The sequence below is a fragment of the Terriglobales bacterium genome (assembly GCA_035567895.1).
Classification (GTDB): domain Bacteria; phylum Acidobacteriota; class Terriglobia; order Terriglobales; family Acidobacteriaceae; genus Gp1-AA112.
In genome coordinates this window covers 34,834-61,304 of record DATMPC010000082.1, presented here as the reverse complement: position 1 = coordinate 61,304, position 26,471 = coordinate 34,834, and the positions used below count along the sequence as shown (strand labels likewise).

Below are 26,471 nucleotides of genomic sequence, written 5' to 3'. Positions count from 1 at the left end.
AGGTTCGCCTGAGGAACAGGTGATCGCTGAAATTCTTACGGCTAAAGATTCTGCTTCGGTCGAAAAGCACTTGCCAGAACAGCTGCGAGCCGCGCTGAATGCGATGAGCAAGGTTGGGCGTGAGGAGTTGCTCTCCAGGCCTCGTGCGACGATCGAGGAAAAAGGACTGAAGGTCTCTGAAGCTTGCGACGGGCGCTCGCTGATTGGCTTCGATGCGGAAGATCCCAATGCAGAGATCAAACACTTCGAGATTCGCGCCAGGCGCCGAATTTCCAATGGCGCTGAAGCGGTGCTAGTACTGTCGATGGCCGCTCCTGAAGCGAGTTGGGGGAACACCGAGGTTTGGATGAGGTGGGAAGAGGGTCAGTGGCGCGTCACTGAATTCACGAGTCCTAATGGTGAAAAGATCAATCTCGAAGACCCAGAGACAATCGCTGAAATCGCGCCTACTCCACTGCAAGCAAACGAGCAGACTGCTCTCGCTACTCTGGGCGCTCTTGTCATGGCCCTCGTGCGCTACGCCGGTAGATATTCTGAGATACCAGACAAGATTGAACAACTAGGAATCTCTGCGGACTCAGAACCGAGTAAGGATCACGCATTCCTCATAGACTCAGAATTGGCTACCGGGCACATCGAATCAGGCTACCGGTTCGAGTACCAGAAAAATTCCGCGCAATCATTTCAGGTCGTGGTCAGTCCATTGGAGTTCGGTAAGACTGGGAACAGGAATTTTCTTATTGACGATTCTCTGGTCCTTCGATTCACCGACGAAAATCGTCAGGCGACAGCGGGCGATCCTCCGTGGGAAGGCACACAGCACGGCAGGCTGCGGTAGTCCGATCGACGTCTGCCCACTTAGTTTTCCTAATCAGCAAGACTCTGTGCAACACATGTTCCCCTAGCAGCCGAAGGCCTTCCAGGAAGCGCTGACATGCGAAGCCAATCCGTTCCCTTCGGAAACAACGGAGGAGTAGAGCAACGGACGAAAAAACCGTCGTTCTAACCCCCGTAAGTTGCTGATTGTCCGTAAAGTTTTCCTCAAACATTGCCTTTGACTCTGCGGCTTCATCGTGGTTCCATAATGGTTCAACTTGTAGGCGAACAAAAGGAGAACCATGAGACACATGAAAACCCGATGGATTCGAGTCGGCGACACCGACGTCAAGATCGCACAGTGGCACGAATTCGCTGCCGATAACTTGAAGGAACCGACCCGCACCTGGTTTGCAGGACCCGACGGAGTTGAGACCAATACGTATTACGAGATGTTGGACAAGTTAGGCGGCCGGCCTAAGCCGTTTCTTCCCGAGGATGAGCATCGTCCTTCGGCGCGGACGACCCAAGACGTCAGCCAACCTGCAGGTGATTCGCTTCCCGGAGCGGGAATGGCGGGAATTGTGGAAGATGCCTTGGATTCGCTGAGTGGATCGCCTGCCGTTGAGCGTGTTGCGGCTGGCAAGCCGAGGACTGAACGCAACGATTATCCGAAGTCTCTCGGCGCCTACCCGTGGACCTTGGATACCCGGTCGATTGATGAAATCAGCGAGGAAGAAATGAGCATGCAGATCATTTGGCATGCGGAGCAGCTACGGGAGTCTCAGCCGGATCTGTATGATGCGGCGCTGGACTCGGTGAAGCGTCAGGAATATCTCGATAAGCTGCAACGCTGCCAACTCGAAGCGGCCGATGCGGCTCCGCGATGCCACTTCATCAAGTCGGATGGCGAGCCCTGCCGGGCTCCGGCGCTCAAGAAGCGGCGTTACTGCCATTTCCACAACCTAACCAGCAGCGAACGGCAAAAGAAAGAAGGCTTAACGCTGCCTGTCCTGGAAGATGATCTTTCCGTGCAAATGGCAGTGACGAGCGTCTGCCGCGGACTGGCCGACGGAAACATAGAACCCAAGCGCGCTGCCACGCTACTGTATGGACTGCAGGTCGCTACGAGCGCGTTGCGCGTGCAGTTGTTCAGGCTGGGTCGCGAGCGGAGTGAACCGCAAGATGTTGCGTTTTGACCACCTCAAACCGGAAGATCTTGCGTTTCAAAATGAGAAAAACTGTCGAAAGCCCAGATAAATCTTTTGTTCGACGGATTTTGCGAAAAAAAGGAGGGAGGGGGAGGCAGAGTCCGGGTGATCGGGTCATCGGGTCATCGGGTCATCGGGTCATCGGGTGAAGTTAAAAACAAAAACCAAGGTGACGCAATAGAATTTTATAAGGAAGGCACTTATCTCCACCTCCAGTGACATCGCAGTTTCGCCGGGCACTCACACTGATGTGAGCAGCGCTCGGCGTGTCCTTATTTCCGCCGGTGAGGCTTCGGGCGAGAACTACGGCGCGATGTTGATCCCCGAATTACGGAAGCTACTCGGAGCAGACACGCAGTTTTTTGGTGTGGGTGGCGAGAGGATGCGGGCGGCCGGATGCCAGACCGTCGTTGATTCGGCGAAGGTGGCCGCTGTCGGCATCACCGAAGTTATTAAACATATTGCGACAATCTATCGCGAGTTCTTCCGCACGGTTTCTGTGGCACGCTCTCGCAAACCGGACGTTGCTGTCCTGATCGACTTCCCCGATTTCAACCTGCGACTCGCAGAAAGGCTGCACGGGATGGGCGTTCCCGTGGTGTATTTCGTCTCACCACAGCTATGGGCGTGGAAACAGCGCCGCATTTGGCGCGTGAAAAAGTTTGTCGACCGCATGCTGGTGATCTTTCCGTTTGAGGAAACCTATTACCGCAAGCGGCAGGTGCAGGCGGAGTATGTGGGGCATCCACTGGCAGACTTACCAATACCGCAAGTCTCCCGCGAGGAGTGTGCCCGGCAATTCAATCTCAATCCTGGAAAGCCGTGGATCGCGCTTCTCCCAGGGAGCAGAAAGAAAGAAATTCTGCTCAATCTGCCGGTCATGTTGGAAGCAGCCCGTACCCTGGGATCGGAATACGAATACGTCATTCCTGTCGCCAGCACCCTGCCACGTGAGTGGATGGCGCAACAGATAGGTTCGGCGCGTGTTCATCTAGTGGATGATGCCCGCGCTGCGCTTCTGCACTCTCAAGCTGCCGTGGTCGCCAGCGGCACGGCGACGGTGGAGGCGGCGCTGATTGGCACGCCGTTTCTGGTCGTTTACCGCGTTTCTAACCTCACCTACGCGATTGGGCGGCGTCTGGTGAAGGTGAAGAACTATGGCATGGTGAACCTGATCGCCGGACGCGAGATCGTCCCAGAATTAATTCAGTCGAATTTCACCCCTGAGAATGTTGTTCGGCAGATCCGGCGATTGCTTCCGGAGGGCGAGCCCCGGGCTGAGATGGTTCGCAACCTGGGAAGCGTGCGGAGTGCACTCAGAAAGGTTGGGGATTTCGGAGATCAGACGGCAATCTCCCGGGCGGCGGAAGCGATTGCTGAGGCGATTTCGCCCGCGCAACCTGTTAAGGAGAAGGCAATTTGAGGTCAAGATTGGCAGGGGCAAGCTGGCGCTTGGCTTAAACTATTTATACGCCTCGTTCGTTTAATAGAATAAAGGTAATCCTTCGTGCGGGCCCCTTGCCTCGTATTTGTGAAAGGCTGGCATCTACATCTATCCGGATTCCCATTTGCATCGTACGAAGAGTAGCTACTCTGGAGCTTCAATGAGTTTGTTTCGACGGACGCTCGCTGCGGCGGGCGCTGCCAATTGCTTTACTCGGCTGCTGGTTTTGGCAGCCTGCGTTCTGGCTGTTAGTGCACCTGCGAGCGCTGCCGAGCGGCCACGCATCCAGGTGAATGATTACGTGATCGATGCCGATCTGGCGCCGAAAACCCACCACATCACCGCCAAAGCCAAGGTGAAGTTCACCGCGCTGGACGACATCAGTACTGCGGTCTTCGAGCTTAACAACGCCCTGCGCGTGACTCGCGTTACCAACGAAGCCGGCAAAGTGATGCCGACGGAGCGCGTTACCCAGGACTTCACGGTGCGGGTTTCCCTGCCGGAGGGAATGAGCAAGGGCCGGTCTCAGACGCTGACCTTCGATTACGAAGGCGTGCTGGACAAGGCGGACGACAGTCCAGTGGAAGGGCTGAAGCTGGCATCGATCGGACCAGACACGACATACCTGCTTTATCCCGCGCGCTGGTTCCCGATGGTCGGCTACAACACGAACCGCTTTACCGCGACGATCAACGTTACAGTTCCAGCTTTCTTCTCTGTGATTGGCAGCGCATCGAAGCCGTTGCAGCCACGTCCAGCCTCCTCGGGCAACAAGACAGTCGGGTTTAATTGGGACACGCCGAGCTTCCCCGGCACGATCATCGCGGGAACGTTCGTCGAGACCAACGACAGCAACCTGAAGGTTTATTTCAAGCCGAATCACAAAGAGCTGGCACGAACCTACGCGGAGACCGCCGCCAAAGAACTGGCGTTCTTCTCCAGCATCTACGGTCCGATCTCCACCGCGAACCTAAGCATCGTCGAACTCCCGGAAGACACAATTCCGTCAGCCTGGGCTCCGCAAGTTGCAGCCATCACTACCAGAGCGATCAGCGAAAAAGTTAACTACCGCCTCCTGGCGAATACGCTTGCCCATCAATGGTGGGGCGCATCGGTGAGCCCAGCAGCTAAGGATGATTTCTGGATCACCGAAGGCGCAGCTCGAGACAGCGAAGTTCGCTATGTGCAGGACGCGGCCGGCCAAGCCGGTTTCGAGGAAGCCTGCAAAGACATGGCAGTCGGCGCGCTCGCCTACGACAACATTCCCCTTTCGGGAGTGGCGAAACTCGATCCGTTCTCGCCGGAATTTCAGTCCCTGGTTACGGACAAAGGCGGCATGATCTTCCACATGCTCCGCTGGCAGTTGCGCGATGCCGGCTATGACCGCACGATGAAGTCGCTTGCCCAACAGTACGCCGGAAAAACAGTCACTACAGAGCAATTCCGCGCACTGGCGGAGCAAAATGCCGGGCAAAAGCTGGGAGCATTCTTCACGCAGTGGCTCGATGGAACTGGGGCTCCTGAGTTCAAGAACAAATACACAACCTACCGCATGGGTAATAACAAAGGCTTCCGCATTGTCGGACAAATCAATCAGGACCTTGATCTGTTCCGCATGCCGCTCGAGATTCGCGTCGATACCGATGGCAAAAGCGAGATGAAACGCATCGACGTAGTCGGAACTGAGTCCACGTACTCGGTGGAAACCTTCGGCAAACCGCGGCGCATTGTGCTCGATCCCAATAACTGGGTCTTGAAGAACTCACCAGATCTGCGTGTGCGTGTCGCGATTCTGCGCGGACAGCAACTTGCGCAGCAGGGAGATTTGGCGGAGGCGCTGAAGGAATATCAGAAGGCACTCGACGCCAACCACAATAGTTCACTTGGGCACTATCGTGTCGCTGAGGTTTTCTTTTTACAGAAAAACTATCAGTCGGCCGCCAATGCGTATCGTGAAGCGCTGAGCGGAGATGGCGAACCGAAGTGGACGGAGGTCTGGAGCCACATTCAACTCGGCAAGATCTTCGACATTACCGATCAGCGTGAGCGCGCAACCAATGAATATCGCCAGGCACTTCAGACGAACGACAACACGCAAGGCGCTCTCGACGAGGCCCGAAGATATTTGAATCAGCCTTACAAGAGAGACCGGGAGACTGTTGGGCAATGAGGAGATGCGATCGTCAGTATCCGTGCTCGCCGGATTGCAAACTGACTTTGCCCCGGAACATGCGGTAAACCATGACGAAGTATCCAATCGCGATGAGCATTCCGATCGACCACCAGATCACGCCGTAAGTAAGCGAGTAGGAACCCGCGGCAGCGTTGTAGATGGTGATGTCCTCAACGTTGGGATTGCTGGAAGGCAGCAAGCTTGGATACAGCGCAAACGCGGCTCCTCCAAGCATGCTCGCCAGATAGGCGCAAGAGGCAATAAAAGCGCGGCGATCATTGCCGGCTCGGCGAGCTGTGAACATGACCGCTAAGCTCACGGCCACGATGACAGGAATGAGAAATCCGATTGGATGCGCTTTGTAATTCTCAAGCACTCGCGGTCGAATCACGATAGTTGCCACGCAGCTCGCTATCGTCAGCACAAGAAGCAATGGCCATAGTTTGCGCGCCGCGGCTTGGCAACGTTGCGCGAGTTCTCCACTCGTTTTCACAGCTACGTAATTAACACCGTGAATTGTGAGCGCAATCAGGGCCATCACTCCAGTCAATACCGTGTACCAGTCGAGCACGCCCGCGTTTTCGCCCGGCAGGAAGTTGGTCCACAGTGGCTCAAAAAAAATAGTGGTCGGCGGCAAGCGGCACACCGCGAATCACGTTGCCCAAAGCTGCTCCGAAGAATATCGCCAGGAAAAGGCTGCCGAGGGAAAAAAGTCCATCGAAGAAGTCCCTCCACACGCTGTTGTCCAGATGCATGCGGAATTCGATGCCAATACCCCGCAGGATCAGAAGCCACAGCACCATGTTGAGAGGCAAGTAGAAGCCGCTGAAGCTCGAGGCATAAAGCAATGGAAACGCGAAGAACAGAGTTCCGCCGGCGGCAAGCAGCCAGACTTCATTTCCGTCCCATACTGGTCCGATGGCGCGCAGAACCATCCTGCGCTCGTCATTCGTACGAGCAACGAAGAGATGCGCGATGCCGGCGCCGAGGTCAAACCCGTCAAGCACAACGTAAGTGGCCAGCATGAATGCGACGAGAAGGTACCAAACCGTTGCCACCGCTAGTCTCCTGCCACACTGATTGGCTGAGATTCAACATTGGGATGCAGAGCTGGCCCATGATCGATCTCACGATGAACCAGGAAAAGAAAGAAGACCCCGAGAAGAGCGTAGAGTCCCATGAAGCCCAGCAAAGTGAATAAGCCGTTTCCAGCCGAAACATTGTGCGAGTATCCCATATTGGTACGCATCAGACCGTATACCAACCACGGTTGACGACCTACTTCCGCGGTCAACCATCCGGCAGTGTTCGCAATATACGGAAACGGCAGGCACAACATGATTACCCATAGCAGCCAGCGCGTTTCAACAAGACTTCTACGCCAGAGCTGGAGGATCGCGAGACTCATGACGGCGATGAAAATAGTCCCGAGCCCAGCCATGATGTGATAGCTGAAATAGAGCAGCGGAATGTTCGTCGGCCAGTCTTCCCGTGGGAATGCATCCAAACCTTTTACTTGGGCTTCGGTCGTGCCGTACACGAGAAAGCTCAGAACTTTGTTCACGACCAAGGGATTATCTATTCGCTGATGCTCCACGTCAGGTTGGCCTATCAACACCATCGGCGCGCCCTTCTCAGTTCGGAAAAGCCCCTCCATGGCAGCCGTAGTTATGGGCTGGTGCTTGGCCAAATACTTTCCGTGAAGGTCGCCCGTGGGAAAGACCTGGAGAACCGAACAAACAAACCCGGCAGTCACGCCGATCCGAAGGAAAATCCGCCCGTATTCCTCGAAGCGCCGGTTGAGCAGATAGAAGGCTCCCACAGCGGACATGACGAACGCACCGGTGATCACGGCGCCGCTCATGTTGTGTGCATACTGCAAGAGAGCCCAAGGGTTAAGCAGCAAACCGGAAAAGCTGCTCACTTGGTACGAACCGTCAGGTAAGCGTGTGTAGGCGACGGGATGCTGCATCCAGGCGTCGGTAACGATGATGAAGAAACCCGATAGCCAGGAGCCGAGGAAGACCATGAATCCAGTCCACCAATGCGCGACGCGAGTCAATCGCTTTTCTCCGAACAAAAACAAGCCGAGAAATGCCGACTCGAGAAAGAATGAAAAGACGCCTTCCATCACCAGGGTTTGCCCAATCACGCCGCCTGTCATCTGGGAAAAGCGGGCCCAGTTGGTCCCAAACTGAAACTCCATCGGAATGCCAGTCACCACGCCCAGAACGAAATTAATCCCGAAGATTTTCATCCAAAAGCGGGCTGCATTGTCATACGCCTGGTTCCCGGTTCTCAGCGCAATGCTCTTCAGAATGACGATGAGCGGGGAAAGGCCCATGGTTAGCTGGGGAAACAGGTAATGGAATGTAATGAGGAAGCCGAAATGAAGGCGATGTACGAAGTACGCTGTGTCCACGTCTCTTGCCCCGCGCAACAGTGTACAGGGAGCGGCGCTGCACCTTGGTCTGACAATCGCAGTCTGACGGTTTCATACGCTGAGAGCTCGACTGGGTAGCGAATAAATCGGCATCTGTCACTACTGCCAGACAGGACAGTGACAATCTGCGTCAGTACGCTGCGCACGAGCGTGTCCGAATTCATACAAGCTTTGTCCGAAAATGAACAACGACTGCGCTGTAAGATTTGTCCCAGCCACTCACTGCAGATCGTGAATCTTGAGGGAACTTGCGGCCATCGGACGGCGTATTGATGGATGGCATACGAAATGTAAATTGATTGACGACCTGCTAACCGATATAGGTGCATAGCGTCAAAGGTACAAACAGGCAACCAGACGGGATCTGGATGAGTGAGCGCAACAACGCGCCGGAGTCGCGCCGCAACGGATCGACTTCAAAGAGTGACGAGCCGGAAGCATCGCTGCATCCGGCATGGCAGGCGTTCGTGCGCTACTGTCAGCAGATGGGACACGGAGAGATTGAAAGACTGAAGATTCAAGATGGGATTCCCGTTCTGGTAGAGGTTTCGAGGCAGAAGATCAAATTCAGCTAGCGAAGTAGCTGACCGAATACATCGGAGGCTGTCGCGATCCTGATTCGTTTCAGGATCCGGCAGCCTCTTTCTGTTTTCAGGTGGTGTTGCGATGTCAGGCATGGAAAGTAGTCCAACGCGTTTCACATCGTTTTCCTTGAAATCGTTTTTCATCCTTCTCGCGATCACGGCATCTATATCTCAACGCGACGCGATAGCAGCTGTGAAACCGATTGGCGAGTCGGAATTTAGCAAGCTGCTCACCCAAGCCGAGAATGGCTCTTTAACTGCAGAGACTCAAGTAGCAAAAGCATATATTTCGGGCCGAGTGGGTAAAGTGAATTACGAAGAGGCAGCACGCTGGTTTCGTAAGGCAAGTGATCAAGGCGATCCCGACTCGCAAACAAATCTTGGCGTGCTCTATCTGCTGGGTCACGGGGTCGAACGCAACGAGTCGGAGGCAATTCGCTGGTTTCTGCGCGCAGCCTCGTCCGGCTATTCAGTTGCTCAGCACAACCTCGCAGTGATTTATCTCAGCGGCTGGGGAGCTGCGAAAGATCCCGAGCGAGCGCTGGAGCTCCTGATTCGTTCCGCAACAGCTGGTCTGGACATTTCACAAGTCGATCTTGCGATGATCTACCTGAATGGTGAGATCGTGCCACGCGACCCCGAACTCGGAATCAAATGGCTAAAACGCGCTGCTCATCGCGACCTTCCTGCGGCGAATTTTCTACTAGGTGTTTGTTACGAAAACGGGAATGGCGTAAAGGCCGATCTGGCCAGAGCTATTGAGCTTTACCGCAAGGCGGCCGACAAAGGTTACGCTGCCGCACAGAACAATCTGGGAAGAATCTATTTTCAGGGAACGACAGGTAAGCAGGATAAGCGCGAGGCCTTAAAGTGGTTTTCGGCAGCGGCGGAACAAGGAAACGGACAGAGTTATCTGAACCTTGCACTCTGCTCCCTGGTCGGCTGCGCAGCGGTCATCGACGCGACTGCCGCATATGGCTGGTACCTGTCTGCAGAAGCTTCTGGCGTTTTCATTCCACAACTGTTTCAGAACAAATTTGCCGAGCTCGCAAGAGAGCTCGACGAGAGTCAGATAAAACAGGCGCAATCGAATTCGCAAACTTGGGTTGCGCAACATCCTTCTGCGGATTTCCGCACTCCAGTTCAGCTCCGCCACGTTCCTGATGCCGCCTTGGCTTTGAACCGACAACCACGAACTATGGAAAACAGTGAGGTGTTCAAGACGTTATGGCAACAGACTCCATACATGCCGCCGCGTTTGCCCAATCGAGATTCCGTGCACTGATCGCCGACGACCAGCCTTCCGCCCGCGAAGCCATAAGCCGCCTTCTCGAGGACGACGACTCTATCGAGATCGTAAGCGAATGCGCAGACGGCAAAGAGGCCCTCGCCGCGATTGCCGAGTACGCACCCGACATGCTGTTTGTAGATGTTCAGCTACCTGAAGTACCAGGTTTCCAGGTAGTGGAATCGAGTCGCGAGAAAATTCCTGCAGTGGTTTTCATGAGCGCCCTCGAACGTTACGCTGCTCGGGCCTTTGACGCGCATGCCGCCGATTATGTGGTAAAGCCGTTCCACGACGAGCGTCTTCTCCAGGCTGTAGAGCGGGCCAAGCTTCGCGTGCAGATGGAGCGCAGCATGGTATCTCGGCCCGCGCCTTCCAGGCCCACGCCGGTGCTGGTTCCGAATCAGGAATCACCAAAGTACCTGGAACGCCTGGCGCTTCGCAACGGCGATCGCATCTTCTTTCAGAAGGTACAACAGGTTGATTCCTTCACGTCATCGGCTAATTATGTTCAAGTGCATTGCGGTTCCCAGGCGCACCGCATGCGGTCTACTATGAACGAGTTGGAAAAGAAGTTGGATTCCAGGCAGTTTGTTCGTATCCACCGCTGCACGATTATCAATATCGAGTGTCTGCGGGAGTTTCGTCCACTGCCTCATGGAGACTACATGGTGAAGCTGGTGGATGGAAAAGAGCTTACGATGAGCCGCAACTATCGCCAGCAATTCCGTAAAGCCCTGTCGGCGCTGAGCTACACACAATAAGCTGTTGACGTCTTGCCCTTGATTGGGATCCCTGATTGTTAAAGCAATCAGGGATTTCGCTTTTTCAGGCCATCTTTACGCTGTTCTATAACCTGCATAAATATTTTTGATTCCCACTATTTTCCAAATGAGGTATAACCACTGCAAAAGCGGGACCTGAGCCCCCAATCGGAATCCCAGTGGGAGTCTGGACCTTGCAAACAAACACTTACTCACTACTGTTTCTCGCGCTAAGCAGCCTGATCCTGCTTCTTCAAATCGGGCTTTTGATCCTTCAATTTCGCAAACAGCAACAAAACCAGCGTTCCCCTCTGCATCTTCTCTCTGGTGTGCGCGTCTCGCAGGTGATGAACGAAATTCCGGCAGCCTCCCCTCATGACACGCTCGAATCTGTGCAGGAGATCATGTTCGCGCGAGAGGTGTTCGCCATGCCGGTGCTCGACGAAGACGGCGAGCTTGCCGGCATGATCAGCATGTCCGACATCGTGAAGATCGACAGGAGCGAGCGAGGACAAGTTCAGGTAGATGCCGTTTATTCACGCGATCTGAAATGCGCATTTCCTGATCAAACGATGCATGAAGTGGTGGAGCGCATGCGTGAGTTTCATCTCGCCAATTTTCCCGTTGTTTCGCGGCGCAATGAAAAACGCCTGCTGGGCATGGTCACTAAAGCGGACGTCATGTTGGCTTATAGGAAGATGACTCTGGAACTGTCGCTCTAAGCTTTCAGGCACGCGGACTATTAGCCAGCTGTGCTGCGCATCGCCTTTAGCTTGATCTCGGCCGCACTGCTCTTCACGGGCTTGCGGTTGTCTTTGAGAACCAAGCGGACTGCGTTCACAAGCTGCTCAGGACCACTACTCACAAAAGCTGTAGACCAGGGATCACGTTCGTCTTGCTCATCCTGAACCATAACGATGGTGAGCGTAGGAAATTGTTCTCTCAAACGCTGCACCAGACGCACGTTTTGGGGTGTGCGTAACGAATCTCCGATCAGAAGCATGTCAAAAAATATTCCGCGCAGCAGCGAAACCAACTCGTCAGCGCGAGTGGTGTGAGCAACGTCGTATCCCGAACGCTGCAAAATCATGGCACGCGTAGAGATAACATGGGCGTCCTCGCCATAGGCGAGAATCCGTTTCATTGACATGTTCAAGGGTAGCTGCTCGAACATTACTGCCGCTGTTTCAGACAGTCAACAAAATTTCGGTTAAGTTTTGCTGCGAAGAATTCGGCGCAACATTACACGGCTAAGTAATTGATTCCAAACATTTAGCAGATTTGCGAGCGGCCAGCTCCTCAGCCGATAGATCGCAATTCCCGCCTCTTGACAACCATTTCATCGCGGAGGAAAATCCTAACTCATTAGGCGAATATAAAGCGAAAGTACGCTAAACCTCTTTGCTTGGGAAACCACGATGAATAGCACCTCCGCACTGCGTACACACCTGGAAACAATCCTGGAACATCGCATTCCTCGAGCACTAACTCCACCTCAGAGATCGCTGCCGGAAATGATCCCAACCACTATCACGGCGATTGATTCTCTTACTGCAGGCGTGCCCCTGGGCTGCGTAACTGAGATCTGCGGACCCACATCCTCCGGGCGAAGCAGCGTTTTGATGGCCCTTATTGCAGAGTCCATACGCCGCGACGAAATCTGCGCGCTTGTGGATGCAAGCGATGCTTTCGATCCACAGTCGGCAACCGGTGCCGGCGTAGATCTGGCAAGGTTGCTGTGGATCAGGTGCGGTTCGCATTCGCCAAAGAGACATGGCGGCACGCACAAGAACAAATCGGTCAAGCAAATATTCAATTCGGTAGGAGTTACATCGCTCGATTCGTCCAAAGAGTATTCCCACATTGAACAAGCTTTGAAAATTACCGATTTACTTTTGCAGGCTGGCGGCTTTGGACTCGTGATTCTCGATCTTGCCGACATCTCCATTCAAGCAGCCCGGCGAATTCCGCTCACAACCTGGTTTCGTTTTCGCCGCGCAGTCGAAAACACATCAACCGCATTCGTCATCGTTGAACAACAACCCAGTGCTAAGAGCTGTGCTTCTCTGGTCCTGGATTTTGCCGCGCGACAAGCTGCCTGGAGTGAAACTGCTGAAGTAGAAGAACCCATCGTAGGCGCACATTTCGGCGGTGCTTCTGTCAACCATGAGGTGGCTTTTCGCGTGACTGCTCAGGGAGTAGCCATACCGTTCGACAAACCAATGGCATCGTCATTTGAAATGCCCCAGCGTTGGATTACTCCGCGAGCACGTCTACTGAATACTACGCACGCACACTTTCAAGTAGCACGATCACGAGACATCAGTAGCTCGAAGAAAGTGCCAGTGCGTTCCGAGTTTGTTGTTCCGGACAGTGCGGCACCGAAGGCATTAGAGAAGGGCATCGGCTTCAGCCGTGCCGGTGAAAGGACTTTAAATTCGTCCGGCTTTAGCCACTGAGGAGTGCAGAAGTGCCAAATTGACATTCGTGTCACGTGAACCTCAGTGGCTAAAGCCGGAAGTCTTAATTGCTAGTATCGGCACGGCTGAAGCCGATGTCCTTCCCTGAATCATCATGCTTTTTGCCTGCATTTACGTTCCCGAGTTCCCTGTACAAGCCATTGCACGCACTGCGTCTGAGCTGCGTGAGCGACCGGTAGCCGTGCTCGATGGCACTCCACCGCTGCTCACGATCATTGCTGCCAATCAGCAGGCGCGGGAGCTAGGCGTCGATATCGGCATGACGAAGGTGCAATCGGAAGCGTGCCCAAATATTCATCTCTGCCGGCGATCGATTGCCCAGGAGGAAGCTGCATATAGTGCGCTGCTCGATTGCACTTATGCTTTCTCTCCGCGCGTCGAAGACAGCTCCCGACGTACCGCAAATCCTGATGACAAGACCAAATCCAGTGACACCGTGATTCTGGATATCACTGGCCTGGAACGCCTTTTCGGATCTCCCTCCATCATTGCTCGCCGAATCCGTTCACATGTTTCCACAATGGGACTTGCAGCCAGTGTTGCGATTGCCGGCAATCCTGATTCGGCCATGTATGCTGCGCGCGGCTTCTCTGGAATGACCATCATTGTTCCCGGCACGGAAGCCAAGCGACTCGGTTCTTTGCCAATTCAGCTACTCCAACCTCCTGCGGAGATGCTCGAAACGTTTGAGCGATGGGGTATCCGTGATTTTGCTGCACTCGCCGCACTCCCGGAGATCGCGCTGAGCCAGCGGCTTGGGCAGGAAGGGTTGCATCTGCAAAAGCTCGCGCAAGGACGAACCGAGCGCACTCTTGTCCCGGCCGAATCGATCACCAAATTCGAAGAATCGATCGAGCTCGAAGATGCAGTTGAGCTGCTCGAGCCACTGGCGTTTATTTTGAATCGCCTGCTCGAGCAAATCTGTGCGCGCCTCGCGGCGCGATCACTTGCTGCCAACGAGTTGCGGATTACGCTGGAGCTGACCGGGCATGAAGATCAATCCATTGAGGAACAGGAGCAGAGTAAGAGCACCTATCAGCGCAGCTTCCAGTTCCCTGTTCCAATGCAGGACAGCCGGACATTCCTGAAACTACTGCAACTCGACCTTGCCGCGCATCCCCCAGGCGGCCCGGTAAAGAAGATTTTTCTGGCTGCGGAGGCCGCTCCTCCTCGCTTCGCACAATCAGGATTATTTCTTCCCCGCGGGCCAGCGCCGGAAAGGCTCGAGCTCACGCTTGCTCGCATTCGCGGCATCGCCGGCGACGATCGCGTAGGCTCTGCCGAATTGCTCGACACTCACGCTCCCAGTGGCTTTCGCATGTGTGCATTCCGTCCATATACAAAAGCCTCGAAGAGTCATGACAGGCCGCGCACGCAGCGGACGGCGCTACGCATCTTTCGTCCACCGCTTGCGATTAAAGTTCAAATGCAAAATGAAATGCCTGCGCGTGTCTTTTTTCGCGGACAGACACACCGCGTAACCGCCGCGGCAGGGCCATGGCGCAATAACGGCGGCTGGTGGACCACTCAAGCATGGACCCGCGACGAATGGGATATCGAACTCCGAGCAGAGCAATCTTCGCCAATGCTGGTGCGTATGTACCGCGATCTAAATTCAGCGAAGTGGTATCTCGAAGGGGCATTTGATTAATCATGAAGGCGATTTCACCACGGAGACACGGAGTCACGGAGTCACGGAGAAAACCAAAGCTAACCACAGAGGACACGAAGGAGCACGAAGGGAATCAAGCCCGAATCCTTTGTGACCCTTCGTGTCCTTTGTGGTTTCTCTCGGGCCTTTCTCCGTGACTCCGTATCTTCGTGGTGAAATCCGGCTAAAAAAGATGTACATAGAACTCCATTCCCGATCTGCTTTCAGCTTTCTCGAAGGCGCTTCCCTGCCCGAAGCCCTGATTGCTGTCTGTGCAGACTACGGCATGCCGGCGATGGCGCTGCTCGATCGCAATGGCGTATACGGAGCACCGCGATTTCATTTGGCAGCTCAGAAGTTCAACATTCTCGCTCATATCGGTGCGGAAGTCACAGTCGATGACACTCTCTTCGGCGAAGCTGGACCCGCACGTTATCCCTTGCTCGTCGAATCGCGTCAGGGATATCAGAATCTTTGCCGGCTCATTACCCGCACGAAATTGCGCGCAAAGAAAGAAGAAAGCGCAGCTCGGATAGAGGAACTGGAAGAGCATGCTAGTGGACTGGTCTGTCTTACCGGCGGCGAAGACGGCCCGCTCGCCGAGGCTCTCATGCGCGGTGGATACGAGGAAGGAGTGCGCGCAGTGGAGCGCATGATGCGCATCTTCGGTCCGCAGAATGTATACGTGGAGTTGCAAAGACATTTCGATCGACGCGAAGAAGCTCGCAACCAGGCTGCGGTCGCCATTGCGCGCAAACTAAGTCTTCCCATTCTTGCGACAAACGGTGTGTCATATGCAACGGCTGCGGAGCGCGAGATTCTTGATGTCTTCACCTGCATTCGTCATCACCGGCAACTGGAGAATGCAGGGCGCCTGCTCTCGATCAACTCCGAACGATTCATTCGTACACCTGCCGAAATGGAACAGCTCTTTGCCGATCTGCCGGAAGCAATTTCAAATACCACGATGCTTTCCAGCCGACTGAAGTTCACGCTGAAGGATCTTGGATACGAATTTCCACGGTATCCGGTGCCTGCGGGGGAGACGACGATTTCGTTTCTTCACGAACGCACCAGAGAAGGCATGCATGAGCGCTACAGGCAGAAGTCGCCTGATTTGCGTGAACGCGCCCAGCAGCAAATCGAACGCGAACTGGCGCTCATCGAGCGTCTCAAACTTGAAGGCTATTTCCTCATCGTATGGGACATCGTTCGCTTCTGCCGCGAACAACGCATTCTGGTGCAAGGGCGTGGATCGGCTGCCAACAGCGCCGTTTGTTATGCGCTGGGAATTACAGCCATCGATCCAGTGGGCATGGAGTTGCTCTTTGAGCGCTTCCTTTCCGCAGAACGAGGCGAGTTGCCGGACATCGATCTCGACTTGCCCAGCGGTGACCAGCGCGAGCGCGTAATTCAGCATGTTTACGCGCAGTACGGCGCACACGGAGCCGCCATGACAGCAAATGTCATTACCTATCGCGGACGCTCGGCAGCCCGCGAGGTAGGCAAATCGCTCGGCTTCGATGTCGAGACTCTGGATCGATTGTCCGCGCTGGTTGGTTCATGGGAGTGGAAAGGACCGACAGACACGATGGAGCAGCAATTCCGCCACGCAGGATTTGATCTTTGCCATCCACGCATCTCGAAATTCCTCGACCTTGCTCTGCGTGTGCAAGATCTGCCGCGTCATCTTGGCCAACATTCTGGCGGCATGGTCGTCTGCCAGGGACAGCTTAGCTCTGTAGTGCCGCTTGAGGCGGCCAGCATGCCCGGGCGAGTAGTTGTGCAGTGGGATAAGGAAGATTGCGCTGATCTCAATCTGGTGAAGATCGATCTGCTGGGATTAGGAATGATGGCGGTGCTCGAAGATTGCATCGAACTGATCCCGCAGCATTACGGTGATCGCGTGGAATTGGCCCAGCTCCCGCAAAATGATCCGCAGGTCTATGAGGGACTGCAGCAAGCCGACACTGTTGGACTCTTTCAGGTAGAGAGCCGAGCGCAGATGTCGGCGCTTCCACGCAATCGTCCGAAATGCTTCTACGACATCGTGATTCAAGTGGCGATCATTCGGCCCGGTCCGATTGTGGGCAAGATGATGAATCCCTATTTGAAACGCCGGCAAGGCCTTGAGCCTGTCAGCTATGCTCATCCAAAACTCGAGCCGGTATTAAAACGCACCCTTGGCGTTCCACTCTTTCAGGAGCAGCTTCTGCGCATGGCGATGGTGGTTGCCAACTTTAGCGGAGGCGAAGCCGAGGAGCTACGTCGCGCGATGGGTAATAAACGCTCCCAGGCCAAAATGGCAGTTATTGAAACGCGGCTGCGTAGCGGCATGACCGAGAACGGTATCGGTCAGCAAGCTCAGGACGAAATCGTTCAGTCCATCGTCTCGTTCGCATTGTACGGATTCCCCGAATCGCACGCCGCCAGCTTCGCGCTGCTGGCGTATGCCAGCGCATATCTCAAGTGTCACTATCTGGCGGCGTTCACAGCAGCCCTTCTAAACAATCAACCGATGGGTTTTTATCATCCAGCGACGATCGTGAAAGACGCGCAGCGGCATGGATTGAGGATTCGGCCTGTGGATGTGACGCGTTCATATTGGCCCTGCACCCTCGAATGCGAGTGCGGCGGCGACGCTCCGCATAACCGGCCCAGCTGCGGCATTTCATTGCGTATGGGATTGCGCTATGTTCGCGGCCTGCGTGAAGAAGCGGCGCTGGCTTTGGTGAATGAACGCAATCGCAAAATATTTTCTTCGGTGGACGATTTAGCGCGTCGTGTTCCGGAGTTGCGTCGGAATGAATTAAACACGCTCGCACAGATTGGAGCTTTGAACGGACTCGGGGGACCTTTTTCGCCGAGTCAACATGCTGCTGCAGATTTGGGGAAGGGCACCGGCTTCAGACGTGCCGATAAGAATTCGGAAATTAATTCGGCTTTAGCCGCTGAGGTAAGTACTTTTAATGAAGGCGTTCTTTCCACAAAACCTGAGCACGCTAAGGAGGGAGAAATATCGCAACCACTTTCGGCACGACTGAAAGTCGATGCCCTGACGCGAACCGAGAATCAAAAGTATTTTTCGGCACGTCAAGCCCTGCCTAACGCGAAATTCCACCGCCGCGACGTATTGTGGCAAGTGGAGAAAGCAGCATGGGTGGAAGGACCTTTAATCGCGGATATCGTGGAGCCTGATCCCCCATCACCTCTAGCGCAAATGACATCCGAAGAGCGCCTCATCGCCGATTACCACGGAACTGGCCTGACGGTTGGGCCGCATCCCATGCTTTATCGCCGCGAAGAGATGAATCGCATGCGGGTGGTTCGGGCTATCGACCTGTGCCACTTAAAACACGGGCAATTCACTCGTATCGCAGGCTGTGTGATTGCAAGGCAACGTCCCGGAACCGCTAATGGCTTTATCTTTCTTAGTCTTGAGGACGAAACCGGAATCTCCAATGCGATCATCATGCCCGATCTGTACGATCAGAACCGCTTACTAGTCATCCACGAGCGTTTTCTTTTAATTGAGGGGATTCTGCAGAACGTGGAGAACGTGATTTCTGTAAAGGCCTTGCGAGTGAGCCGGCTAGAGATCACTGACGCCGTGACTCGGTCCCATGACTTTCACTAGGACGTAAAGCGTTTCAGGAGAATCGTTTCAAGAAAGGCGTTTCAAGGGAAAGCGTTTCGAATGAGGCGTATCTCGTCACCTCTTTCTTGAAATTTACGAACAGTCACTTAACACAAAGCAAAATCCGGGAAACAGGGGGCTTGCACCTTAATCCACAAGTAAGGTTGGGAACAACAACTTAGAAAATTAAGCTTCATTTGAAACGCATCTCCCTGAAACGCCTCTCTTGAAACGCTTTTTCCTGAAACGCCTTTCCTCCACAACCCTTCTGCTTGTTAGAATCAAAACTGTTGTGAGTGATCCGCGGGCATCGCTTCGGTCTCTGCTCAACCTTGAGTACTCAACAGTAACAATCCGCGAATTTGGAGAAGTCCCCCATGGCAAGAGCAAAAGGTTCCAATAAAACGACGGCTAACGCTAACGGCGACGCTGGGAGCAATGGCGCCGCCACCGCATCAAAAAAGAAAATCCCGAGCTCTGTTCTACAAATGAGCTCTGCTGCCGAAAGCAAGGCCGCTAATGCGGACGTCCCGCTGCCCTCACGGGCTACCGACACTAGTGTCTACCTTAGCGTGAGCGAAGACAGAATCCGTCAGCGCGCTTATGAGTTGTACATGCAGCGCGGCGGACAGCACGGAAAACACGTGGATGACTGGTTCCGCGCAGAGGCAGAACTGCGAGGCCACAGATAACATCCGAAGTATCCACTTCTAACGTAAAGCGAAAGGGTAAGAGCGCGTTGAGCAAAACTGTTCTCCTGGTTGATGACAATCCGGTTCAGCTTTCGACTCGGCAGACGGTGCTAAGCCAGGCCGGACTCGAGGTACAGATCGCCACCAGTGCCGACAGCGCACTTGCCCTGCTTCGCAGCCTCTCCGATGCCCAGAAGATCGGGGTAATCGTCACGGACCACGTCATGCCGGAAGCCACCGGGTCGGACTTTGTCCGTCTTGTCCGCAAGGTAAATCCCGAGGTTCCCGTCATTGTTATCAGTGGATTGGCCGAAGCAGAACAGGAATATGCCGGCATGGATATCCTGTTCCGTCAGAAGCCATGCCCGCCCCCGGAATTGATCAAACTCGTCAAGTCGGCCGTTGCTAAGTCAGAACAACGGTGACATCTGTCACATCCGATTTCCGACTACCATCTAGACCATTTGGATGGGCGAGATCCTTGCAAAAGCAGGTAGAATTGTGGCTTCCGGAACATTCCCGACTGTGTAGTTACTAATTTTCCTGCTATGCCTCTGTTTGGAAGCTTCGCACTGCTCTTCGCTCTGGTCTTGAGCGGATATTGCCTGTTGTTCGGGGCTCTTGCTCTCCGGCGGCAAGCCGTGGGTATTCAAAGCGATGGACTTGCGGAAACCGCGCGCCGAGCAGGGATCGCAATCTGGGTAGCCGTTGCCGGAGCCGCCTTTGCCTTAGTTTGGGCGGCACTGAATAATGACTTCTCGGTGGCCTACATCCTGCACCACACCAATCGCGACCTTCCCACTCCTTACAAGTTTGCCGCACTTTGGTCGGGGCAGGAAGGCTCCCTGCTCTTCTGGGCGTTTTTGCTAAGCACTTATGGGTTGGTGCTGCGTCTGCGGCACAAGGTGGACGTAAAGCTTACGGCATATGCCTCCACAATCCTGGCAGCAGTGCAGCTTTTCTTCTTGTTGCTACTCAACTTTGCCGCCCGACCCTTCGCACTCGTAACCGGGAACATCCCAGCGGATGGCAATGGACTTAATCCACTACTCCAGTATCCCGAAATGGTGATTCACCCCCCAATGCTGTACTTGGGATACGTGGGATTCGCGGTCCCGTTTGCCTTTGCACTCGGTGCCCTGATCATGAAGTACCCGGGTGAGAAATGGATCCACATTACCCGTCGTTGGACCATGGTTACTTGGGGATTCCTGACATGCGGGATTTTTCTCGGTGCCCACTGGGCGTACTCGGTGCTTGGCTGGGGTGGCTATTGGGGCTGGGATCCCGTCGAAAACGCGTCTTTCTTCCCTTGGCTGACAGGAACGGCCTTCCTGCATTCGGTGATGATGCAGGAGAAGCGAGGCATGCTGAAAACGTGGAATGTCTGGCTTATCTTCTCCACGTTCATGCTTTCCATTTTTGGGACCTTTCTCACTCGTAGCGGCGTTGTAAGTTCGGTGCACGCGTTCGCGCAGTCCTCGATTGGCGAATGGTTCATGTGGTTTTTGGGAACTATCTTCACGGTCTGTCTCTACTTCTACATCAGGAACCGCGATCACCTGCGGAGCGAGCATCGCCTGGAATCGTTGCTTTCCCGCGAATCCAGTTTCCTTTTTCAAAACCTCGTGCTCCTCGCGTCATGCTTTGCGATTCTTTGGGGAACTCTGTTCCCGGTGCTTTCAGAATGGGTTCAGGGGCACAAGGTTACAGTTGGACCACCGTTTTTCAATCGCGTAAACGTTCCCATTGCAATGTTCCTCCTGTTGCTAACCGGCGTAGCGCCCCTACTAGCCTGGCGGAGCACATCGTGGGCAAGCTTGAAACGCAACTTCACTATCCCGGTAATTGCCGCCGTAGCTACCGCAATTATCTTGATGGGCTTTGGTGTGCGGCCTTGGGAAGATGCCGCTCATTTCTATTCGCTAATGGCGATTTCGCTGGCTGCTCTGGTAACAGCAACCATCATCTCTGAGTTTGTTCGCGGTGGCCGAGTGATCGCCCGACACACGGGACAAAATCTCTTCGCCTCGATGGTGACTCTCACGCGCCGAAACACGCGTCGCTACGGTGGATACATCGTCCACTTCGGCGTAGTGGTAATTGTGATCGGGTTGGCTGGTGCTGCCTTCAATCAGCAAAAAGAACAAGAGCTGGGCTTCCATGAGCAGATGCAAATCGGACCTTACACACTGGTTTGCGATAACTACACGCAGGAAGACAATCCGAACTACAGCATCGAGTACGCTATTCTGAATGTGTACAAAAACGGGAAGCCGATCGGACAGATGTTCCCGGCCAAGAAATTCTTCAAGGCGAGCCAGCAGCCCGACACTATCGTGGCAAACCATTCGACGCCGATTGAAGATCTCTACGTCATCTACGCCGGCAAGAACCTGGACACTGACAAGCCGATCATCAAGGTGTTCATAAATCCGCTGGTAATGTGGATCTGGACGGGAGTGTGGGTGCTGATTTTTGGCACGGTGGTAGCAATGATTCCATCGATCTCCGCCGCTGCAGTTCCCTCTGCTCAACGACTGAGGCCAGCTACCGTTCCTCTGCCAGTCAACTCTGAGCCGGTCGAGGCGGGTGACTGATGAAGGTATTCCGGCAGTTGAGCATTTCCTGTCTCACGGTAGTGCTGTCCGTCGCGCTTCTTGGCGCTAGCGGGGATCGCGCTCGATTTACCGATCTGGGACACCGAATGATGTGCGTATGCGGGTGCAATCAGATACTTCTGGAGTGCAACCACGTTGGCTGTACCTACTCGGATCGCATGCGCGAACAGCTCCTCGCCGCCACTCAGCGCGAGAGTAGCGATGAAAATATCCTGCAAACCTTCGTGAAAGAGTACGGAACTACGGTGCTGGCTGCTCCTACCATGCGCGGCTTTGATAGGGTTGCATGGATCATGCCTTTCGCAGTCTTTCTGGCGGGTGCGCTCATGGCAGTGATTCTGATTCGCAACTGGAAAGCGCGTCAACCTGCGCACGCGGGGCTACCTGGCACAACTGCGGCGCTGGATACTTACCGCGATCAGGCACGCAGGGAGACGTTCCTTTGATTATCGGAATCTGTATTCTGTTTGCTGTTGCCCTGCTGGCATATGTCTTTGCTCCGGGAGTTGCCTTCGAGCGCGCAACCGACAAGCCGCGATTGGTGCATTTGGAAGAGCGCAAGCAAGTGATTTATGAGAACCTTCGCGACTTGAACTTCGACTTCAAAGCCGGTAAATATCCTGCTGAAGACTACGAATCCTTGCGCAATTCCCTGGAAGCTGAAGCCGCGGAGGTTTTGGCGGAGATCAGCGCGTTACAAGAGACTGCACACGCTGTCTAGTGAACCTGCATAGCACTCGCCCGGCGTGGACTTGCTTCAACAGATCATATATATCGCAACGCTAAACACCATCCAATGATTCGTTTTATCGCACGCTCGCTTTTTGATCATCAGAGAATTGCTCGTGTCTGCACTCTACTCACACTAACGACGTCGTGCTTAGCCGCTAATATCACGGGCACCGTCACCAATAAGACCGTCGAGAAACCTTCAGCAGCGGACGATGTTGTGCTGCTGAAGCTCAGTGAGGGTATGCAGGAAGCTGCCCGCACTAAGACTGACGCTCAGGGGAAATTCACACTGCCCGTTCCGGATGATGGAGGACAGCATCTCGTACGCGTGACCCACCAGGGCGTGAACTACTTCAGACCCGCTCCTGCCGGAACTACGAGCGTTCAGGTAGACGTCTACGATGCGGGGAAGCAAGTTGACGGCGTCGCCGGTAGAGCGGACATCATGCGCGTGCAGGCCGATACTGGGCAAATGACGATCACCCAGCTCTTCGTCCTGCAAAACAATTCCAAGCCGCCGCGCACCCAGATGAGCGAGCGTAGCTTTGAATTCACCTTGCCAGAGGGTTCGATAGTGGATGCTTCGTTGGCAGCCGGTCCGGGCGGCATGCCCGTAAACTCAGCTCCGGTCCCAACAGGAGAGAAGAACCGTTACGCATACGTATTCCCGATTCGTCCCGGTGAAACCAAGTTCCAGATCGGCTATCACGTTCCCTACTCCGGAAGCTTTTCCTTCCAACCACAGGTGTTCACGCCTATGGAAGACGTGGTCGTGATGCTTCCCAAGAGCATGCAGTTCAGTGGTGGGAGCTCGGACTTCGCCAGCGGTGGAGAAGAGAAGGGCATGAGCATCTTCGTCGCCCACAACGTGCCAGTGCGCAAGACGCTGGCCTTTTCCGTTTCAGGAACTGGACAGATTCCCCGCGATGCGCAGGACAGCGAAGCTGGCGATGGACAGGTGGCCAGCGGAGGAGGCGCTCCGGATAATCGCCCGGGGGGCGGCCTGGGGCGCCCGGAGGAAACTCCCGACCCACTGCATGCCTACCGTTGGTGGATCATTGGCGGATTAGGCGCGGCTCTTGTGGTGGGAGCCATTGTGGTGATGAACCAAAAGCCACGGACACAAGCAGCCACTGCACCCATTGCAAGCGCGCCTGCGGTGAAGAGCGCTGTCAGTTCGACACAAGTATCACTTCTTGAAGCGATGAAGGAAGAGTTATTTCAACTCGAAACTGAGAGGCTTCAAGGCAAGATCTCAGACGTAGACTACCAGCAAGCCAAGGCAGCCCTCGATCTAACCATTAAGCGCGCAATCGCACGATCCAAAGCGTAGTTCTCTCAAAATCATCTTCCTGTGAGCTTGACCGAGCGCGGCCCGTGCTTTCGCTTTAGAGCAACGGATGACAAAAATATTTCTTGTCTCCTTCGTAAGTTGTTGAGCAGTCTGAACCAGAAAAGTTGTAGAGCAACGGATGAAGCTTGCTTTTTCCGCCTACCTGCGCCATCATCGAGAGGTGCGTGCGAATTCCACTTCGGGAATCATGGGTCTGGGCACAGGGCCATGCTCGCTGAGCCTCGGAGAAAGGGTTTACTCAAGAGTGCTTCCTCAGCTCCAAAATCCCCCGAAGATCTCAGGCATCATACTGAAGGTCGCTGGGGATCATAGGGGATATCCGAGGGGACCACAGGGGATATCCGAGGGGATCACGAGGGGATATCCCCGGGGATCTCACGGGGATATCAATGCTAAGTCCTTTAGATTGAGAATCAGCAAAAAAAGGCCCTGCGATCGTTTGTAGCTCTGTCCCCTGTTCCAGGGGTTTAAGGATTCTTCGCATACGCTGCGCACGGAGCATCCGCCGGCTGATTTGGCAGTGTTGGAGGCGTTGCCCATGCAGCCTTAGTGAAATCGAAGAAGTCCAGGTCCGGCTGCGCTGCGTCGCGTTTGGTAAGGTTCGGCAAATTGAAGCGTTGCTCAATGAACTTCAGGATCGCAGTGGTATCTGACGCCTGATGCGAGACAAAGTGTGGTTTCACATAAGGGGAAACAACCATCAATGGGAGTCGGAATCCAGTTCGTGTGAAGTCTCCGGCTGGATCTTTTGACTGCAGATCCTTTGGCGCGATCCCATCAGGACTAACTGTCGACATCGGCTGCACGTGATCGTAGAAACCTCCAGCCTCGTCGTAAGTCAGAAAGAAAACCGAATCCTTCCAGATTGGACTCGACACGAATGCCTGAATGAGTTTCAGGTCATACACCGCCCCTAGCTGCACGGGATTCCCTGGGTGCTCATCGCGTCCACTCTCAAAGCCGGGTTCAATCAGCGCGACAGCGGGAAAAGTTCCGCTCTTGAGATCGGTGAAGTAGTCAGTTTGGCCGGATGCACATGGCGTAGTGGCGTTCGTGCAGTCCACTGGAGCGAGATGTTTCGCGTCTGTGTGCTGCGCGCCCCAAACGAAGTTCGTCAGCGTTGTGAGCGGTACTCCAGACTGGCTTACATCGGAGTAATAGACCTTCCATGAAACGCCTGCGTTGTCGAGAAGCTCAAAAATATTTTTCACATTCAGTTGCGGCGGCTGATGAGCATATCCAGCGCTGGTTGCCGCGAGTTCAGCAAACCGATTCGGCGCTGAATTCGAAGGAATTGGCGAGAAGAAGCGATCTGACGTCGCGAATTGCGACGCCAGGAAGTAGTAGAACGGGAGAATACTCTCGTCGTAGTACCCCATGTTTCGCTCGCCGCGAACGTCGAAGTAGTGATGATGATCGTTCTGTGAGTTGGCGAACTGCGAAAATCCCGCAGTGATGTGAACAAAGCCGTTGCCAAGCCATGTATTGGAGGCGGGCTCGTCGCGGTTGAAGGCTCCATGACTTTCGAGCCAATCGGGGCTGAAATCCTCAACGCACTGGTCAGTCAGCTTAAAGGACTGCACGTTTACAGCGCTGCCCACGCTCACATGTCCCTGATTGTTGTGAGTGATTGTGACAGTTGGTTCTCCTGCAACGGGAGCTGCAACGGTGAGAGTGATTGAGCCAGTCAAGCCGCTGCTCGAAGTGAAGTTGTAGGTAACCGAACCTGGAGTCGTCGGCGCCTTTACCATCGCGCTAGCGTTTGGTCCGTAAGCCTGCGTGTGCAACGGATCTGGCGCAGGCGTGATGGTCACACTGGATCCGTCCCGCGTGGCCCAAGTGAGCATCGATGTCCCTCCGGGCGCGACTTTCATTGGACTAGCACCAACAACCATGCTAGCCCCGCTGTCGGGAGTCGTGCCTACAACAACCGACGCGTCCGCCGTCAGCCCAGTCGACGAGGTTGCCGTGGCAGTGTAGAGCGTTGCAGTTGCGGGGGCTACTTTCATGTTCCCGCTGGTTGAGCCGGCTGGAGCCCCATTAATGCTGACTGAAACAGCGTTTGCGCTGTTCCAACTCAATGGCGCATCGGCATCGGCGGGGTTCGTAGGCGCCGTCGTCAGTGCGTCGAGCGTGTCGACATCACTGGCGCCGCCCAAACCATTTGCTTTGCGATAGGTGTTTAGGCGGGCGAAATAGTGATCGAAGGAGCGGTTCTCCTGGAACATGAAGACAATGTGATTCAGCGCAGTAATGTTCCCTGCCGATCCGCCTCCTCCGCCCGAGCCTCCCGTCGAGCCTCCCGTTCCGGGATTCGGAGGTGGAGTATTCGATCCAGACTGGTTCAGGCCCCTGCAGCCAGACATGAGCACAATACAGGCGGCCGCCGCTGATAGACGAAGTGCACGTGCAAAGTTGGAGTGTTTCAACAAAGAGCTACTCCCTATACTGCATACTGCGTTGGAAGCAGCAGCTCTCTTGTGGGTTGCCGATTAAGGTTAATGCCTTGACACTTGGAGATCAGTTGCGGGACGGCAACCTTAAACGTTGTGGACGCATCGTGCTCTTCTGTTCACCGATCACA

22 protein-coding genes are annotated in these 26,471 nt (G+C 54.6%); 17 read left to right on the top strand and 5 right to left on the bottom strand.

Features of this window, described 5'->3' with window-relative positions:
• Window positions 1-19: 19 nt before the first annotated feature.
• The 4 genes from VNX88_16375 to VNX88_16360 all read left to right on the top strand — a co-directional run bounded on the left by VNX88_16375 (window position 20) and on the right by VNX88_16360 (window position 5,641).
• On the top strand, window positions 20-838 hold the full coding sequence (locus VNX88_16375; GenBank protein ID HWY70246.1) for a hypothetical protein: 819 nt from the start codon (window positions 20-22) through the stop codon (window positions 836-838).
• 289 nt (window positions 839-1,127) lie between these two features.
• A complete protein-coding gene (locus VNX88_16370; protein ID HWY70245.1) occupies window positions 1,128-2,015 on the top strand; it encodes a hypothetical protein in 888 nt (295 codons plus the stop codon).
• A gap of 262 nt (window positions 2,016-2,277) precedes the next feature.
• Window positions 2,278-3,450, top strand: a complete 1,173-nt coding sequence (lpxB, locus tag VNX88_16365; GenBank protein ID HWY70244.1) for a lipid-A-disaccharide synthase — start codon at window positions 2,278-2,280, stop codon at window positions 3,448-3,450.
• A gap of 181 nt (window positions 3,451-3,631) precedes the next feature.
• Window positions 3,632-5,641: a M1 family aminopeptidase gene (locus VNX88_16360; protein HWY70243.1), complete on the top strand. Its 2,010-nt coding sequence runs from the start codon at window positions 3,632-3,634 to the stop codon at window positions 5,639-5,641.
• 13 nt (window positions 5,642-5,654) lie between these two features.
• On the opposite strand, the gene VNX88_16355 is transcribed toward VNX88_16360, so the two are convergent.
• From VNX88_16355 to VNX88_16345, 3 genes are read right to left on the bottom strand one after another with little or no spacing between them, the layout of a single operon-like run.
• The gene (locus tag VNX88_16355) at window positions 5,655-6,281 is read right to left on the bottom strand and encodes a cytochrome d ubiquinol oxidase subunit II (GenBank protein HWY70242.1); all 627 of its coding nucleotides are present in this window, start codon (window positions 6,279-6,281) and stop codon (window positions 5,655-5,657) included.
• A complete protein-coding gene (gene cydB, locus VNX88_16350) occupies window positions 6,256-6,702 on the bottom strand; it encodes a cytochrome d ubiquinol oxidase subunit II (protein ID HWY70241.1) in 447 nt (148 codons plus the stop codon). Before cydB ends, VNX88_16355 begins: the two co-directional genes overlap by 26 nt.
• A 2-nt stretch (window positions 6,703-6,704) precedes the next feature.
• Window positions 6,705-8,066: a cytochrome ubiquinol oxidase subunit I gene (locus VNX88_16345; protein ID HWY70240.1), complete on the bottom strand. Its 1,362-nt coding sequence runs from the start codon at window positions 8,064-8,066 to the stop codon at window positions 6,705-6,707.
• 389 nt (window positions 8,067-8,455) lie between these two features.
• Here VNX88_16345 and VNX88_16340 point away from each other — a divergent pair, with 389 nt between their 5' ends.
• The 4 genes from VNX88_16340 to VNX88_16325 all read left to right on the top strand — a co-directional run bounded on the left by VNX88_16340 (window position 8,456) and on the right by VNX88_16325 (window position 11,442).
• Window positions 8,456-8,662: a hypothetical protein gene (locus VNX88_16340; GenBank protein HWY70239.1), complete on the top strand. Its 207-nt coding sequence runs from the start codon at window positions 8,456-8,458 to the stop codon at window positions 8,660-8,662.
• Window positions 8,663-8,762: 100 nt separating this feature from the next.
• A complete protein-coding gene (locus VNX88_16335) occupies window positions 8,763-9,956 on the top strand; it encodes a tetratricopeptide repeat protein (GenBank protein HWY70238.1) in 1,194 nt (397 codons plus the stop codon).
• Complete coding sequence (locus VNX88_16330; protein ID HWY70237.1) at window positions 9,899-10,720, top strand: LytTR family DNA-binding domain-containing protein; 822 nt, start codon at window positions 9,899-9,901, stop codon at window positions 10,718-10,720. Before VNX88_16335 ends, VNX88_16330 begins: the two co-directional genes overlap by 58 nt.
• 194 nt (window positions 10,721-10,914) lie before the next feature.
• Window positions 10,915-11,442: a CBS domain-containing protein gene (locus tag VNX88_16325; GenBank protein ID HWY70236.1), complete on the top strand. Its 528-nt coding sequence runs from the start codon at window positions 10,915-10,917 to the stop codon at window positions 11,440-11,442.
• 20 nt (window positions 11,443-11,462) lie between these two features.
• On the opposite strand, the gene VNX88_16320 is transcribed toward VNX88_16325, so the two are convergent.
• The gene (locus VNX88_16320; GenBank protein ID HWY70235.1) at window positions 11,463-11,864 is read right to left on the bottom strand and encodes a hypothetical protein; all 402 of its coding nucleotides are present in this window, start codon (window positions 11,862-11,864) and stop codon (window positions 11,463-11,465) included.
• 274 nt (window positions 11,865-12,138) lie between these two features.
• On the opposite strand from VNX88_16320, the gene VNX88_16315 reads away from it, so the two are divergent.
• The 9 genes from VNX88_16315 (at window position 12,139) to VNX88_16275 (ending at window position 23,866) form a co-directional block, all read left to right on the top strand.
• On the top strand, window positions 12,139-13,179 hold the full coding sequence (locus tag VNX88_16315; GenBank protein HWY70234.1) for a hypothetical protein: 1,041 nt from the start codon (window positions 12,139-12,141) through the stop codon (window positions 13,177-13,179).
• Between the two features lie 115 nt (window positions 13,180-13,294).
• Complete coding sequence (locus VNX88_16310) at window positions 13,295-14,851, top strand: DNA polymerase Y family protein (GenBank protein ID HWY70233.1); 1,557 nt, start codon at window positions 13,295-13,297, stop codon at window positions 14,849-14,851.
• Window positions 14,852-15,044: 193 nt separating this feature from the next.
• Entirely contained in the window at window positions 15,045-18,488 is a 3,444-nt protein-coding gene (locus tag VNX88_16305; GenBank protein ID HWY70232.1) for an error-prone DNA polymerase, read from the top strand.
• 377 nt (window positions 18,489-18,865) lie between these two features.
• Window positions 18,866-19,180, top strand: coding sequence for a DUF2934 domain-containing protein (locus VNX88_16300; protein ID HWY70231.1), 315 nt, complete (start codon window positions 18,866-18,868; stop codon window positions 19,178-19,180).
• A 47-nt stretch (window positions 19,181-19,227) separates the two neighbouring features.
• Window positions 19,228-19,605: a response regulator gene (locus tag VNX88_16295; protein ID HWY70230.1), complete on the top strand. Its 378-nt coding sequence runs from the start codon at window positions 19,228-19,230 to the stop codon at window positions 19,603-19,605.
• 123 nt (window positions 19,606-19,728) lie between these two features.
• Window positions 19,729-21,780, top strand: coding sequence for a heme lyase CcmF/NrfE family subunit (locus VNX88_16290; GenBank protein ID HWY70229.1), 2,052 nt, complete (start codon window positions 19,729-19,731; stop codon window positions 21,778-21,780).
• Window positions 21,780-22,247, top strand: a complete 468-nt coding sequence (locus VNX88_16285) for a cytochrome c-type biogenesis protein CcmH (protein ID HWY70228.1) — start codon at window positions 21,780-21,782, stop codon at window positions 22,245-22,247. Before VNX88_16290 ends, VNX88_16285 begins: the two co-directional genes overlap by 1 nt.
• Entirely contained in the window at window positions 22,244-22,522 is a 279-nt protein-coding gene (locus tag VNX88_16280) for a hypothetical protein (GenBank protein ID HWY70227.1), read from the top strand. Before VNX88_16285 ends, VNX88_16280 begins: the two co-directional genes overlap by 4 nt.
• 75 nt (window positions 22,523-22,597) lie before the next feature.
• Complete coding sequence (locus VNX88_16275) at window positions 22,598-23,866, top strand: hypothetical protein (GenBank protein HWY70226.1); 1,269 nt, start codon at window positions 22,598-22,600, stop codon at window positions 23,864-23,866.
• A gap of 488 nt (window positions 23,867-24,354) precedes the next feature.
• Here the strand turns inward: VNX88_16275 and VNX88_16270 are convergent, their stop codons facing one another.
• The gene (locus VNX88_16270; protein HWY70225.1) at window positions 24,355-26,253 is read right to left on the bottom strand and encodes an alkaline phosphatase family protein; all 1,899 of its coding nucleotides are present in this window, start codon (window positions 26,251-26,253) and stop codon (window positions 24,355-24,357) included.
• Window positions 26,254-26,471: the final 218 nt, after the last annotated feature.

What these genes read in the sequence shown, in the direction of transcription:
- VNX88_16340 (HWY70239.1), top strand. Translation starts at nt 8,456, where the DNA reads ATGAGTGAGCGCAACAACGCGCCGGAGTCGCGCCGCAACGGATCGACT.
- VNX88_16270 (HWY70225.1), bottom strand. Translation starts at nt 26,253, where the DNA reads ATGTCTGGCTGCAGGGGCCTGAACCAGTCTGGATCGAATACTCCACCT.
- VNX88_16290 (HWY70229.1), top strand. Translation starts at nt 19,729, where the DNA reads ATGCCTCTGTTTGGAAGCTTCGCACTGCTCTTCGCTCTGGTCTTGAGC.
- VNX88_16370 (HWY70245.1), top strand. Translation starts at nt 1,128, where the DNA reads ATGAAAACCCGATGGATTCGAGTCGGCGACACCGACGTCAAGATCGCA.
- VNX88_16320 (HWY70235.1), bottom strand. Translation starts at nt 11,864, where the DNA reads ATGAAACGGATTCTCGCCTATGGCGAGGACGCCCATGTTATCTCTACG.
- VNX88_16360 (HWY70243.1), top strand. Translation starts at nt 3,632, where the DNA reads ATGAGTTTGTTTCGACGGACGCTCGCTGCGGCGGGCGCTGCCAATTGC.
- VNX88_16335 (HWY70238.1), top strand. Translation starts at nt 8,763, where the DNA reads ATGGAAAGTAGTCCAACGCGTTTCACATCGTTTTCCTTGAAATCGTTT.
- VNX88_16315 (HWY70234.1), top strand. Translation starts at nt 12,139, where the DNA reads ATGAATAGCACCTCCGCACTGCGTACACACCTGGAAACAATCCTGGAA.
- VNX88_16285 (HWY70228.1), top strand. Translation starts at nt 21,780, where the DNA reads ATGAAGGTATTCCGGCAGTTGAGCATTTCCTGTCTCACGGTAGTGCTG.
- VNX88_16300 (HWY70231.1), top strand. Translation starts at nt 18,866, where the DNA reads ATGGCAAGAGCAAAAGGTTCCAATAAAACGACGGCTAACGCTAACGGC.
- VNX88_16310 (HWY70233.1), top strand. Translation starts at nt 13,295, where the DNA reads ATGCTTTTTGCCTGCATTTACGTTCCCGAGTTCCCTGTACAAGCCATT.
- VNX88_16305 (HWY70232.1), top strand. Translation starts at nt 15,045, where the DNA reads ATGTACATAGAACTCCATTCCCGATCTGCTTTCAGCTTTCTCGAAGGC.
- VNX88_16330 (HWY70237.1), top strand. Translation starts at nt 9,899, where the DNA reads ATGGCAACAGACTCCATACATGCCGCCGCGTTTGCCCAATCGAGATTC.
- VNX88_16275 (HWY70226.1), top strand. Translation starts at nt 22,598, where the DNA reads ATGATTCGTTTTATCGCACGCTCGCTTTTTGATCATCAGAGAATTGCT.